10 protein-coding genes are annotated in these 13,643 nt (G+C 54.2%); 8 read left to right on the top strand and 2 right to left on the bottom strand.

What is annotated here, in order from left to right; translation table 11 throughout:
• Positions 1 to 29: 29 nt before the first annotated feature.
• From ACYVC2_RS04080 to ACYVC2_RS04050, 7 genes are all read left to right on the top strand, one after another.
• On the top strand, positions 30 to 1,682 hold the full coding sequence (locus ACYVC2_RS04080; RefSeq protein ID WP_461101019.1) for a hypothetical protein: 1,653 nt from the start codon (positions 30 to 32) through the stop codon (positions 1,680 to 1,682).
• Positions 1,683 to 1,753: 71 nt separating this feature from the next.
• Entirely contained in the window at positions 1,754 to 2,917 is a 1,164-nt protein-coding gene (locus ACYVC2_RS04075) for an acyltransferase family protein (protein WP_461101018.1), read from the top strand.
• A 193-nt stretch (positions 2,918 to 3,110) separates the two neighbouring features.
• Positions 3,111 to 3,872 carry a glycosyltransferase family 2 protein gene (locus tag ACYVC2_RS04070; protein WP_461101017.1) on the top strand — a complete coding sequence of 254 codons (762 nt, stop codon included), beginning with the start codon at positions 3,111 to 3,113 and terminating at the stop codon, positions 3,870 to 3,872.
• Between the two features lie 119 nt (positions 3,873 to 3,991).
• Positions 3,992 to 5,383, top strand: a complete 1,392-nt coding sequence (locus ACYVC2_RS04065) for a protoporphyrinogen/coproporphyrinogen oxidase (protein ID WP_461101016.1) — start codon at positions 3,992 to 3,994, stop codon at positions 5,381 to 5,383.
• Positions 5,384 to 5,482: 99 nt separating this feature from the next.
• Entirely contained in the window at positions 5,483 to 8,197 is a 2,715-nt protein-coding gene (locus ACYVC2_RS04060; protein WP_461101015.1) for a hypothetical protein, read from the top strand.
• Positions 8,198 to 8,277: 80 nt separating this feature from the next.
• Positions 8,278 to 9,285, top strand: coding sequence for a hypothetical protein (locus tag ACYVC2_RS04055; protein ID WP_461101014.1), 1,008 nt, complete (start codon positions 8,278 to 8,280; stop codon positions 9,283 to 9,285).
• A 181-nt stretch (positions 9,286 to 9,466) separates the two neighbouring features.
• Entirely contained in the window at positions 9,467 to 10,951 is a 1,485-nt protein-coding gene (locus ACYVC2_RS04050) for a pyridoxal phosphate-dependent decarboxylase family protein (protein WP_461101013.1), read from the top strand.
• Between the two features lie 51 nt (positions 10,952 to 11,002).
• On the opposite strand, the gene ACYVC2_RS04045 is transcribed toward ACYVC2_RS04050, so the two are convergent.
• Together ACYVC2_RS04045 and ACYVC2_RS04040 are read right to left on the bottom strand one after the other, a co-directional pair.
• Positions 11,003 to 11,233, bottom strand: a complete 231-nt coding sequence (locus ACYVC2_RS04045) for a hypothetical protein (RefSeq protein ID WP_461101012.1) — start codon at positions 11,231 to 11,233, stop codon at positions 11,003 to 11,005.
• A 168-nt stretch (positions 11,234 to 11,401) separates the two neighbouring features.
• The gene (locus ACYVC2_RS04040; protein ID WP_461101011.1) at positions 11,402 to 12,499 is read right to left on the bottom strand and encodes a Gfo/Idh/MocA family protein; all 1,098 of its coding nucleotides are present in this window, start codon (positions 12,497 to 12,499) and stop codon (positions 11,402 to 11,404) included.
• A gap of 168 nt (positions 12,500 to 12,667) precedes the next feature.
• On the opposite strand from ACYVC2_RS04040, the gene ACYVC2_RS04035 reads away from it, so the two are divergent.
• Positions 12,668 to 13,540: a carbon-nitrogen hydrolase gene (locus ACYVC2_RS04035; RefSeq protein WP_461101010.1), complete on the top strand. Its 873-nt coding sequence runs from the start codon at positions 12,668 to 12,670 to the stop codon at positions 13,538 to 13,540.
• Positions 13,541 to 13,643: the final 103 nt, after the last annotated feature.

Genomic DNA, 13,643 nt, shown 5'->3' with positions numbered 1-13,643 from the left:
TCCTCCTCGTCTGTTAGTCCTGTAAACTTATGGCAGCCGGACTGCGCTTTTACCCGCTTCTGGTTGGATTTCTGCCCCTCGTACTGGTAGGCTGGAGCGTGCTGACCTATGCGGTTAATCTACCCTATTGGGACGATTTTCAGATTCAGGAGCACCTGCTGATGCTGAAGCGCATTCCGATGGGTCAGAAACTGAAGCACCTGTTCGATCAGCATTGGGAACACCGCATCGTCTGGACACGGCTTCTCTTTGCCGGGTATGCCAAACTCAACGGAACCCTGAACTACTACGGGCTGACACTCATCGGGGTCAGTGGTTTGCTGGTTGTAGTCGGTGTGCTCTTTGCGCAGTTTCGTCGATTGGCTTATCCCCTACGGTATTTCATTCCGGTTCCGTTTCTGGTTTTCACTCTTCAGTCCTACGAGAATCTCGTCTGGGCAATGGCGTCCATTCAGAATTTCTGGGTGATTGCTTTTGCCTTCGGCACATTTTATGCCCTGGCCCGCGATGCGCCACCGACCCGGCTACTGGCTCTGGACCTGGCAGCTGCGGCAACGTTTACCAGTGGCAACGGCCCATTGGCGCTCATCGTCGGCCTGATCATGCTGGCCTATCAGCGTCGCTGGCGTTTTCTGATTGTATGGGGTGTAGTCGCTTTACTTTTGCTGGTCGGCTATTTCGTTTCGTACAACCGGATCGGCTTTTTCCCCTCTCCGTTTCGCTACTCGTTTCTCGACTGGGTTCAGGCTTTTTTTGTGCTGCTGGGTGGTTTCGCCGATGCATCGGCGAATGTGAGCAGCGGTCTGCTGACCGTTGACGCCACCTTGGGACTCGCAACAGTTCTGGGCATTTTAGTGGTTACCCTGGCGACAATTGCGCTCTTTACCAGCTTTCGCCAATTCAGATTAGTGACTACTGACAAACCCAGTGCTTTCTTTCTGGGCTGCTTGCTGTTTCTGCTGGCTACGGCTGCCATGACGGTTTATTCGCGGGTAGGCTTTGCCGGGCCGCTATACATGCTGCAAAGCCGGTACAAAATTTATTCGGGTCTGACGCTCAGTGTCGGCTACCTGTTTTGCCTGTACCAGTGGCCCAATCGGAAACTTCGGCCTTACTACACAGGCTACCTGCTACTGAGCGTTGGGCAGAGCCTGATTTCGGACTATTTCTGTCTCGAAGGACTCGTCAATCAGCGTCGGCGTGTTCGGGCTGAATACATCAATTATCTGGCCAATACCCCGGTCGAAAAACAGGTCAGTTCCCGGCAGGTCTTCGTACCGACCGAACCGCCCCTATTCAGCCAGCAGCTGGCTTCCTGGTCACGCCCGGCCTGGGTGTCTGCCCCGACCGCAACGACGGTCGATCGAGTTCAGGAATTACCCAATGCTTATATCTTTGCCAAAGTCGACGCTGTCAATCCTACGCTTTGGCAGCCGGATAACGGTTCGTATATCTTCCTGAAAAGCCCGGCCCGCCTGTATTTATTCGCTGCCCAGCCCGTGCGAACTACGTCAGCGGCTTGGCCGGAACTAAGCCATTATTTTACGTCGACCCGATTCGAGGCTCGAATTTTAAAGGAAAAATTAGCACCAGGGACGTACCGAATTGGGGTGATCACCCATGGGAATGGTCAGGTTCACCTTGAAATGACTGATCGTTCTATTACTTTTACACCTTTATAGCCTGGTGATTTCGGGAAAATCCAGTCGATTTCTGAACCTAACTCAACGTACCGAGATCATCGAATAGTCTCATGCAGCCGACGGTAACACCCTCCATAGATACCATTCAGAAAGACAAAAATTACATAATCCAGCTGGATGGTGTACGCTTCATCGCTGTCGCTTTGGTCCTCTTCGACCACTGGACGATGACGCACATCGAATTACCAGTGGGGGCGCTGGGAGCACTGGGGGTGACAGTTTTCTTCGTGCTGAGTGGGTTTCTGATTACCCGAATTCTGCTTTCGAGCCGGGATAAATTGCGCAACAAACCCAACGGAGGGCTATCGAAATACCTCAAAACGTTTTACATCCGCCGAACCATCCGGATTTTTCCGGTCTATTACCTGACGCTGTTCGTACTGGCACTGATCAACGAACCACCGGTCCGGCAGAAGTTTGCCTGGCTGGCGCTATACGCCACCAACATCTACATCGCCCTGTATCACACCTGGCTCGGCACGGTCGATCACCTGTGGTCGCTGGCGGTTGAAGAACAGGTTTACCTTTGTTTTCCCCTGCTGCTGTTTTTTATCCCGCGCCGGTATATTCCGCTGCTGAGCCTAGGCATGATCGTCGGCAGTGTGGCCCTCCGCTACGTGTTGTACCGGGCACACGCACCCTGGTTTATCGGTTACGTATCCACGCCTACCTGTCTGGACTCTTTCGGGCTGGGGGCGCTCATGGCCTACGGCTGGCTGTATCAGCGCGACCGGTTTGTCCGGCTTTTCCAGCCGTCTCTTTGGGTCTGGTTAAGCCTGCTGGGAGTTATTGGGGTCGGTCTGTTGAACAACTGGGTCGCCATCGATTCGCCGAGGGGTTATCACAATGTGGTGTCGGAAGTGTGGGAGCGGCTGGCGGCTTCGGTCTTTGGTTTTTTTCTGATCGGCCGGACCGTGCTGGGTTTTGGCGGGATCATGCAGTGGATACTGGAAAATCCGGTCAGTCAGTATCTGGGGCGGATCAGCTACGGGCTGTACCTCTACCATAACTTCGTCTTCAACGTATATCATACACAGCCCACGCATTTTACCGTACGGGCCTGGCGTCGCATTACAGATGTGCTGCCGTTTCTGCACAGCTCCTATTTTTTCCCGTTTATGTTTTACCTCGCCCTGACCATCCTGATTGCCACCGTTTCCTGGTACCTGATCGAAAAGCCCATCAACGGCCTGAAAGATAAGTTTTCCTATTAATTTACCCCCGTAGTCCTGCTCCAACGTTCCGCAAAATAATGTCCGGCCGGTCGGGGGCATTTCCCCAACAACAATTTCTTATATTTGCGGTATTGATAAAACAACTATCCGCGTTGGCACAACCCGTTGTGCAACTTAGTTTAAACCTGTTGACGAGCGACGGACGCGTTGTCGACCTCCTAAAGTACACTGAATGAGCCTCCTGCTGTCAATTGTAATGCCGGCGTACAACGAAGAAGAAGTAATTGAAACTGTTGTCAAACAGTGGACCGATTTGTTGACCCGTCAGTTTCCCGCCGATAATACCCGCCTGATTGTTGTCAACGACGGCTCTCGCGATCGAACAGGGGCTATTTTAGATCAAATCAAAGATCGGTATCCGAAACTCATGGTCGTCCACCAGCCCAACGGCGGGCACGGCAACGCCGTCGTCAACGGCTACCGGCAGGCCGTCGCCCTGGATTCGGAATACGTTTTTCAGACCGACAGCGACGATCAGTTCATCACCAACGATTTCGGTAAATTGTGGGCAAAACGGGCCGAGTCGCCGTTTATTCTGGGCTACCGCGAAGAGCGCTTCGATGCGCCCGCCCGGCTGGTCATCACCCGGATTCTGCGGTGGAGCATCACGCTGATCTACGGTACCCACATCATGGACAGCAACATTCCGTTTCGGCTGATTCGGGGTACCTTCCTCCGCAAGCTACTGGCGCAGTTGCCTACGCCAACGCCTTTTGCGCCCAATATTTTTCTGGCGGTCATGGCCAAAAAAGCGGGCTATAATACCTTCGATATTCCCATCACGCACAAAGAACGGGAAACGGGCACAGTGTCCATTCTTCGGTGGAAACTGCTGAAAGTGTGCATCCAGAGCTTTAAAGAACTGGCGCAGTTTCGCTTCGAACTGAGCGGTAAAGTAAAAGCGCTCAAACAACCCGATCCGGTTACGGCCTAAGAAGGTGGCTATCTGAACCAGGGTGGATGATCCAGGCTTTTGGCGGATCTATGTACCGATCTGTGCTAGCTACGTTCTACATTCTATACCCTACATCGTACATTGAATTCAACTCAACTATGAATTATAAATATGTGATTATCGGATCGGGGCCAACCGGCCTCGGCGCAGCGTATCGCCTGAAAGAGCTGGGCATTACGGACTTCATCGTGCTGGAGAAGGAAAACCGCATCGGCGGTCTCTCCAAGAGCTTCGTCGATGAAAAAGGGTTTACCTGGGATGTCGGTGGCCACGTGCAGTTTTCGCACTATAAATACTTCGACGACCTGATGCGGAAAGCCCTGGGCCCGGATGGCTGGCTCAGCCACCAGCGCGAATCGTGGGTCTGGATCGAAAACCGGTTTGTTCCGTATCCGTTTCAGAACAACATCAAGTACCTGACGCCCGAAACGATGTGGAAGTGCCTCGAAGGCATCATTCACAACTACAAATTCCCCAACAACCAGAAACCCGCCAATTTCCGCGAGTGGATTCTGGCTACGTTCGGGGCAGGACTGGCCGAAACCTTCATGTTTCCCTACAACTTCAAGGTGTGGGCGTATCCTCCCGAAGACATGAACGCCGTGTGGGTCGGCGAACGGGTGGCCGTTACGGACCTCCAACGGGTTACTAAAAACATTATCTTCGATCAGGACGATTTTTCGTGGGGGCCCAACAGCACGTTCCAGTTCCCCAAACACGGCGGTACGGGCGGTATCTGGGAAGCCGTCGGTGACCTCGTCGGTCGTGAGTACGTCAAGCTCAACGCCACCGTCGAGCGGGTTATCGGGCCGGAAAAGAAAATTGTGCTGGCGAGTGGCGAAGAGATTCACTACGAATACCTGATGAGTACGATGCCGCTCGATCTGTTTACGCAGCGGGTCGAAGGATTGGCTCCGGAAACCGTTCAGACGGCGCAGGGTCTGAAACACTCCTCGACCAACGTGGTGGGTATCGGCCTGAAAGGAAAGCCGAAAGAAAGCCTGAAAACCATGTGCTGGATGTATTTCCCGGAATACAACAGCCCTTATTATCGGGTAACGGTATTCTCGAACTACAGCCCCAACAACGTGCCGGACATCGACCAGAACTGGTCGCTGATGACCGAAACGAGCGAGTCGACGGCTAAACCCGTTAACCGCGAAACCCTCATCAACGACACCATCCGGGCGCTGATCGAAGACCAGCTGATCGAATCGGCCGACGACGTGATCTCGACCTTCCACATGGCCTTCGATTACGGGTACCCGACGCCCTCGGTGGAGCGGGACGGAATCCTGAAAGCTGTTCTACCGAAACTGGAACCTTTCGGTATTTATTCGCGGGGTCGGTTCGGGGCCTGGAAATACGAGGTCAGCAACCAGGATCACTCGCTGATGCAGGGGGTTGAGTGGGCCAACCGGGTCGCTACCAACGTACCTGAATTAACGATGCCTTTCCCCGAAACAGCCAATGCGATGTGGGGGAAATAAGTGAGTGAGTCAATAGTCGATAGTCGTCAGTCAATAGTTGTTCAGGAAACATAAACGACTATTGGCTGACGACTATCGACTATTGACTATTTTCGAACTATGAAACGAACGCTCTGGATCGGTATTGGTGCGGTACTCCTGCTGGTCGGTGGCTGGTTAGGCTACCGACGGCTCTTTCCGGCAACCTATACCGTTGGCGAGCTGGTTCCGCCCGGCGCTTTGCTGGTGCTGGCCAGCGACCGGCTCCAGGATACGGTTTCGGCCCGGGCGCTTCGAACGGAAATGTCGTTGCGGCAGATACCCGTTTTCGACGAAGCCCGCCAGCGGCTCGACCGGTTCCTGTATGCCACCGCCGATACGGCTACTGTGCTGGGTTTCGTGAAAGGCCGCAACGTCCGGTATTCGCTCCATTCGATTTCTAAAACCACCCTCGACTTTATCTTCTACATCCCGATTTCGGACGGCGACCAGCCGTTTCTGGATCGGCTGACCCGGCCCGACCCGCGTCAGTATCGGGTGCTGAACCACACCTTCGCCGGTGAAAAAATTCTGGACCTAGTCACCCGGACGAATGACCCCGTCGGTTCGTTTATCCTGACCGACGGTTTTCTGGTGGGCAGCGTATCGGGTATCCTGATGGAAAACGTAGCCCGGCGCATGCACCAGTCGCTCAAACGCGCCCAGCCGGAACCCCAGTTTCAGGCTAATTCAGATCACCTGGCCGCACTGCTGGTACGGCCTGAAGTCCTCCAGTCCTTATTCAGTAACGTGGGCTCGCTGGTCCGGCTGTTTCTACCCGAAGAGCTAACCCTTCAGTTTCGCCGGTCGGCCTCCCCTTCTCACCTGATCGGCTACGCCACCGACCAGATCGGCAACCGGGGCGACGTAGCCGCGCTATTTTCAGACCAGACGCCCCGACGCATTCAGCATGCCTATTTAATTCCACAAACCACGGCTACGCTGTATCACATCGGTATCAGCGACGCACCCCGCTTCGGTCGGTCCTTAAGTCGGCTGTTGAGTTCGGCTTCCAGCGATTTTCTACGCGACCGCTTCGTCCAGATCCAATCTGCCACCAAACCCCTGTACCGGTCACTGGGCAGCGATCTGATGTTGTGCCGGCTGGAATCCTCGACGGGAGCCGTACGTCAGGTATTCATTCTAACCGCTCAGGATAGCAAACAACTGGCCAACGCTTTTCAGCAGGCGGCTTTTCAGGCTGGGGCCAAAGCCTCTCCGCCCAAAGTATACCTGGGCCATAAACTGCTACAGCTCAACGTGCCGGAGTTGCCTGCGTCGCTGTTCAGCAGCCTGTTTTCGGGCTTCCCGCAAAGCTGGATTACCCAGCACGGGGCCTCCCTGATTGTCGCGAGCAGCGAAGAAACGCTACAGGATTATTTGCAGCAGCTTCAGCGGGGAGCCATCTGGTCCGCCGATCCGCGGCAGGCTGAATTGCTGAACACAACCTTACGCCCGGCCAACTTCACGGCGTTCGTTCGGCTAAACCGGGCCCATACCACCATTCCGCCTACCTGGCCACTGGCCTGGCAAAACCTGCTCGACCAGGTCGATCCGGCCACGGGCAGTCCGGCGTTGGCTAACCTGGAGAATATGGCCTATCAGGCCAGCTACGGCAATGAACATATTCAGTCGACGGTAGTCCTGGGACGCACCACCCGCCGGTCCAGCCAGGCGATTCTGAATAAAGTTCTGTTACAGAAAAAAACGACCCTGCCTGCCCCGCTTCAGTCGGCCCCCATTGTCACGGGCAACCTGAGCACTGATGCCACTCAGTTTTTTGCCCAGAATGCCGACGGGCAGTTGATGCTGATGACTCCGGATGGGAACCAGCTTGTGCAGGGCCGTACGGATGGGCCGATTCGTAGCAATGCTTTGGGAGTCGATTTTCTAAACAACGGTCGGCTTCAGTACCTGTTCATGACCGATCGCTCGCTCTATATTGCCGATCCGGTTACGCGCAGAAATACGCTCAGTCTCCAGTCGATACCGCTACCCAAAGGCTTAGATGTGTCGTTCCTGGCCCGACCGCGCGGGAGTCAGCAACGCAACCTGGTGGCGCTGGCGGCTCACACCGACGGGCATATCTACGCACTGGACCGGCAGCGACGCGCTTTCGTACGGCTGATGACGGCCCCGCATAAAGGACCGGTTCAATTGCCGTTTCAGGTCATTGCAACGCCCGGCGGGATGGATATCCTGGCCATTCAGGCCGATGGCGTGCTGAACCACTGGCATGAAAACGGGAAACAATACCCGCATTTTCCCGCCCGCATCGAACGGACGAGCGAAGAGGAAGCCGAAATTCATTTTGTCGGGCCTGCCTTTCAACCGCCTGGCCGGACGACAATTCAGACCATTACCGATGAAGGTCAGTTCCTTACCCTGAATAGCAACGGACTGATTGCGCAGCGCACGCAGTTGTACCGTCCGGTTCGGCGGGCCTCGTTCCGGCTTTTGCCAGACGAAGAGCAAACCAACTGGCTGCTGCTACGTACGTCCGATACCGAAGCAACCATCCTCGACCAGCAGGGCGAGCGCCGGTTCGATGTACGCGCGCTCCAATCGGGTCGGAACAATGTACGCTACCATCGGCTCGGCGCCGGGGTCGACGTGGTTAGCGTCAAGTCGGGTGGTTTTACGACGCTGTATGACCTGAACGGTGGGGTTATCGGCGACCGCCCCATTCCTGGCGATTTTCCGGTAGCTTTGCAGTTCGATGAGCGCACGAATGAAATTTATGTGCTCAGTGGTGTCAGACAAACCGTGCAATTGTTCAGTATCCGAATTCGATAGCATGGGGGTAAGGGCAGAGGGCATGGGGTTATTGCCCTTACCCCTAAGCCCTCTGCCCTTACCCCTACCCCCTATGCCCTATGCGCATTTTACGTTACCTGGTTTTAGTTATTGCTCTTATTTTCTGGGGAGCGGGTTTGTCAACGACAGTGGCTCACTGGCTTTATAGCCTAAACGTTATCGTAGACGACTACCGGTTCGGAGATTTATACCGACTCTCGACGCTGCCGCAATTCAAGGTAAAGCAACCCGAATGTCCGCCGTCGCACCGGTCTAGCGATACGGCGTCTACGCATCTCTATCTCATCGGCGACAGCTTTTCAGAACCCCAGCGGCTGGGTCAATCCGATTTTCGGGTCAGTCATTTCGATCGGGTTGCCTGGGAGAGGCCAGAGCGCATTCAGCTTGATCCGACCAAACGAAACGTGCTGCTGATCGAGTCAGTAGAGCGGCACGTCCGCGAGCATTTTGCCCGGCCGGTTACCGAATTTGTAGTAGAAGCCGACACCAGCCAGACACCCACTCCGCGCCCGGCCTGGTACAAACGAATCTATGCCGATTTCCATAGAACCGACGTCGAAGAGCGACTCGAATCGGCGCTGTTCAGCCGCGACTGGGCGTTCTGGGTGAAGGAACTAAAAGCGAAACTCACACTCGACTGGTTCGGTCGCGCCTATACCAGCGTCAGCCTATCGAACGATCGGCGGCATGTTTTTCTTCATTCCGACACCGACACGACGAAGGCTAAAGTGCTCAATTCGTCGTTTTCGCCCCTGAGCGATCAGGAAGTCAGTAAGTTGGTTGCCCACATCAATGCCACCGCCGACCAGTACCGAAAACTCGGTTTTGACGCGGTTTATCTGTCCCTGATTCCGAATAAAGCCAGCATTCTGGAACCGAACCGGGGTGCTTACAATCACCTGATCGAACGGATTCAGACCGATCCTACCCTACGGGTTCCGGTCATCAATACTTACGACGCTTTCCGCCAGAACGCTTCGGCGGTTTATCTGAAGAGCGACACGCACTGGACCTGCGAAGGGCGGGCCATCTGGCTCGACCGGGTACGGCAGACATTGGGAATCTGAGCTGGAGCTTCCGAAAAGCGACTCTCTGAAGATAAAAATTACCATCGGACGTTGTTTATGGCTGGCGCTGTCGGCGCATCGGAAGGCTTACAGGCAGTGATTGTAAGACCGATCAATAAACCATATTGAGTTGACACGGAATTGTATCGTTTATTTAATTTCCAGTAAGCGAGACAACAGTATGGCAACGCCCCGTGAGACTCCCATTCAAATTCCGACCGATGAATTCCGGAAAATTGGCTATCAGCTTATTGATGCCGTTGCCGATTTTATGGAAGCCCTGCCGGAAAAACCCGTAACGACGGGCAAGTCGCCCGGGCAGTTACAAACGCTTCTTGGCAATCGATCCCTACCCGAAGACGGAACGGCTCCGGCTGACATTCTGGCAACCGCTACAGATCTGCTGTTCAGTCATTCGCTGTTTAACGGGCACCCTAAATTCCTGGGCTACATTACCTCCTCGCCCGCACCCATCGGCGCGCTGGCAGATTTGCTGGCTGCGACCGTAAACCCGAATGTAGGTGCCAATGTACTGAGTCCTATGGCTACCGAAATCGAAAAACAGACCATTCGGTGGCTGGCCGAATTGATCGGTGTTTCGCCGACTTACGGTGGTCTGCTGGTCAGTGGTGGGAATATGGCCAACTTCACCGCGTTTATCGCGGCCCGAACCGCTAAGGCACCCAAAGCCATAAAAGAAGAGGGAATAGCCGCTACATCCCGGCGCCTGCTGGTTTACTGCTCCAAAACAACCCATACCTGGATTGAAAAAGCGGCCATTTTATTTGGTCTTGGTGCTAATGCCATCCGTTGGATTGAGACCGGCAGCGACAATAAAATGAATAACACCGTTCTGGAGCAAACCATCAGGGAGGATATTGGCGAAGGATACCAGCCCATGATGGTCATCGGAACCGCCGGCAATGTCAGTACGGGGGTTGTCGATGATCTGAACGGTATTGCTTCTATATGTAAGACGTATGACTTATGGTTTCATATCGACGGTGCTTACGGAATTCCGGCAGCCGTCATTCCAGAGCTGAACGAAGTATTCGAAGGCATTCAGGAAGCTGATTCTATTGCCCTGGACCCGCACAAATGGCTATACAGCCCTTTGGAAGCGGGCTGTACATTAGTCAAAAATCCGAATCATTTGCTGGAGACCTACAGCTCGCATCCGGTCTATTACAACTTTTCGAGTCCAGACGAAGGGGCGACGCTAAATTATTATGAATATGGTTTTCAGAATTCACGCGGCTTCCGAGCGCTGAAAGTATGGCTTGGCCTGCAACAGGTTGGCCGACGGGGTTACCGACAGATGATCGGTGAGGATATTGCCCTGGCCAGACTACTGTTCGAGTTGGCCAGTAACCATGCCGAACTGGAGGCCGTTACGCAGCATCTAAGCATCACGACACTCCGCTATATTCCTCCCACGGTGATACCTGCGCCGGAACGGGAGGCCTACCTGAATCGGTTGAATGAAGCGTTATTGAATGACCTCCAGCAGGGTGGACAGGCATTTTTGTCGAACGCGGTTGTTGGTGGAGCGTACTGCCTGCGAGCCTGTATCGTCAACTTCAGGACATCAAAAGAGGACATAGCCGACATTGTCGAAATCATCGTTCGGGCCGGGCGAGATCTGCACAGACAACTACATGAGTAAACCGGCCCCACACGGGTATAAGTAAATCAATCAGCCGAGCAGATAGCTTGTTTAGTTCAAATACGGCAGATACGGCTCCAGGTGATTTGTATCCCGGAAGGCCGTCACCTGACGGAGCGCGTTGTTGTAAGCGTCGTACCGAAGTTCGACGTAGAAATCGCGGAGGTTATAAAGCAGGAAAATATGTTCGCCTTCGTAGCGGTTGGCGAGGATGTCACCCGAGAAGTAAAGGGTATCGAGCTGCTGGTCGGCAGACAGGTTCGTAAAGTCGGAGGGTTGCATACACAGACGGGGTTGACAGGCGAAGTAACTAAAAAGCGACCGGCCTGCCAAATCCCCCATCTGACTTTATATATCACAATTCAAACAACTATAGAATACAACTAAAACATAGCTTCGATAAGTCCTTACACACCAGGCCACTTTTCGGAGCAAAGGCTAGCAAAATTTTTAACTAATCTTTACTTCCTTTCCCGACTTGGCAGCTGCGTAGATAGCTTCTACCACCCGGATGTCGCGCAGGCCTTCTTCCCCCGGTACAAGCATCGGTTTTTTGTTCATGATCGATGCGGCATCGTCATCCATCTGCAGCGTCTGCTGCATGGGAACTTCGTAGGGGTGTTCGATTTTTGCCCCTCCGTTCCACATTCCCCGCTGACCGTTATAAGCCGAATAAGGTTCTACGCGCAGGGTTCCTTTCGAGCCCGTCACGTCCAGGTAGTTCATGTTCATGCCGTAGCTGCTCTGTACGGCCGCCCGCGCCCCGCTCGGAAAAACCAGCTGCGCCATCGACGTTTCGTCGAGACCGTTTTTGTAGACGTCCGGCCGGGAGGTATACTGTTGCGCCGTAACCGCAATGGGTTCTTCGCCCGTTGCCAGTCGGGCGCCTTGCAGCACATAAACACCCATGTCGTACATGACACCCCCGCCCATCTCTTTCTTCTGCTTCCAGTGGTCCGTACGCTGGTCATAATAAGCCGCCGAGCAGCTGACCATCTGGATCTTACCAATTTTTCCGTCGCGTAGTCCTTTAACCCACTCCTGGGTATTGGGTTCGTGATGCAGCCGGTAGCCAACCGCCAGCGACACTTTGTTTTTGGCGCAGGTGTCGATCATGTTCTGGCATTCTTTGGTCGTGACGGCCATCGGCTTTTCGACCCAGACGTGTTTACCCGCTTTAGCCGCCCGAACCACGTATTCCTCGTGCATGGACGGCGGCAGCACCACATAGACTACGTCGATATCCGGGTTGTTGGCGATCTGATCGAAGGTCTGGTAGGAGTAAATGTTCTTGTCGGGAATGTTGTACTGCTTTTTCCATTTCTCGGCTTTGGCCGGGGTGCCGGTTACGATACCGGCGAGGTAGCAGTTTTTAGTTTTTTGCAGGGCTGGTGCCAGCAGATCGGTACTATAATAACCCAGCCCCACCAGGGCCACGCCCAGTCGGTCTTTCGCCGGGCGCGTAGCCGACCAGAGTACGTTGGGCGAAATGGTCAGAGCCGCGCTCGTCAGGGCGGCCGTATGCAGGAAATTTCTACGGGAGGTCATTAGATTAGCCATTGTCTTACAGATATCATTCGGGGTTTAGCGCTCGCATCAGCGCAACAAACTACGAACATCTAACCGTAAACTCAAACCCTTTTCCTGAGAACCCACCCGGCAAGCTTTTTTGTTGAGAATACGGGTTGTAACTCCGGAACCTCCTATTTTTGTCACATGTCTAAAAAGGTCAATATCGGTTTAGTGCAAATGAGCTGCTCGGCAGATGTCGAGGCCAACATTCAGAAAGCCATCAGTGGCATCCGGGAAGCAGCTCAGAAAGGCGCTCAGATTGTCTGCTTGCAGGAACTGTTTACGTCGCTGTATTTCTGCGACATCGAAGATCATCATAATTTCAGTTTAGCCGAAGCCATACCCGGTCCTACTACCGAGCGGCTGGGCGCCCTGGCGGGCGAGCTGGGCGTCGTGATCGTAGCATCGCTGTTCGAGAAGCGGGCGCAGGGGTTGTATCATAACACAACAGCGGTTCTGGACGCTGACGGGGCCTACCTGGGTAAGTACCGAAAAATGCACATTCCGGACGATCCGGGTTATTACGAGAAGTTTTACTTCACCCCTGGCGATCTGGGCTACAAAGTGTTCGACACCAAGTTTGCCCGAATTGGCGTGCTGATCTGCTGGGACCAGTGGTATCCCGAAGCCGCCCGGATCACGTCGCTGATGGGTGCCGAAATTCTTTTTTACCCGACGGCTATCGGCTGGGATACCAATGAACCCGATCCGAAACAAAACGAGGAGCAGTACAACGCCTGGCAGACCATCCAGCGCAGCCACGCTATTGCCAATGGCGTTCACGTGGTGGCCGTCAACCGGGTAGGGCGCGAGGCTGACCAGCAGTTCTGGGGTGGCTCGTTCGTAACCAATCCGTTCGGTTCGCTGCTGTACCTAGCCCCGCATGATCAGGAACTGGTTCACGTACAGACCGTCGACCTGGCTTTGTCGGAAAAATACCGCACGACTTGGCCTTATTTCCGCGATCGACGCATCGACTCGTACCAGCCCATTACAAAGCGTTATATCGATGAATAAAGCATGCAGGCTTGAGCGGTAGTAGCGCGGCTGACCGTCCGCGCTACTACCGCTCAAGCCTGTCGAAGAGTACGATTCATGATAATCCCATCCCACCGTGAAG

Source organism: Spirosoma koreense (assembly GCF_054777875.1).
This window is presented reverse-complemented; position numbering and strand designations above follow the sequence as displayed.

Bases quoted from the DNA above. Each gene is read 5' to 3' on its own strand.
- ACYVC2_RS04080 (WP_461101019.1), top strand. From the start codon at position 30: ATGGCAGCCGGACTGCGCTTTTACCCGCTTCTGGTTGGATTTCTGCCC.
- ACYVC2_RS04075 (WP_461101018.1), top strand. From the start codon at position 1,754: ATGCAGCCGACGGTAACACCCTCCATAGATACCATTCAGAAAGACAAA.
- ACYVC2_RS04070 (WP_461101017.1), top strand. From the start codon at position 3,111: ATGAGCCTCCTGCTGTCAATTGTAATGCCGGCGTACAACGAAGAAGAA.
- ACYVC2_RS04065 (WP_461101016.1), top strand. From the start codon at position 3,992: ATGAATTATAAATATGTGATTATCGGATCGGGGCCAACCGGCCTCGGC.
- ACYVC2_RS04060 (WP_461101015.1), top strand. From the start codon at position 5,483: ATGAAACGAACGCTCTGGATCGGTATTGGTGCGGTACTCCTGCTGGTC.
- ACYVC2_RS04055 (WP_461101014.1), top strand. From the start codon at position 8,278: ATGCGCATTTTACGTTACCTGGTTTTAGTTATTGCTCTTATTTTCTGG.
- ACYVC2_RS04050 (WP_461101013.1), top strand. From the start codon at position 9,467: ATGGCAACGCCCCGTGAGACTCCCATTCAAATTCCGACCGATGAATTC.
- ACYVC2_RS04045 (WP_461101012.1), bottom strand. From the start codon at position 11,233: ATGCAACCCTCCGACTTTACGAACCTGTCTGCCGACCAGCAGCTCGAT.
- ACYVC2_RS04040 (WP_461101011.1), bottom strand. From the start codon at position 12,499: ATGACCTCCCGTAGAAATTTCCTGCATACGGCCGCCCTGACGAGCGCG.
- ACYVC2_RS04035 (WP_461101010.1), top strand. From the start codon at position 12,668: ATGTCTAAAAAGGTCAATATCGGTTTAGTGCAAATGAGCTGCTCGGCA.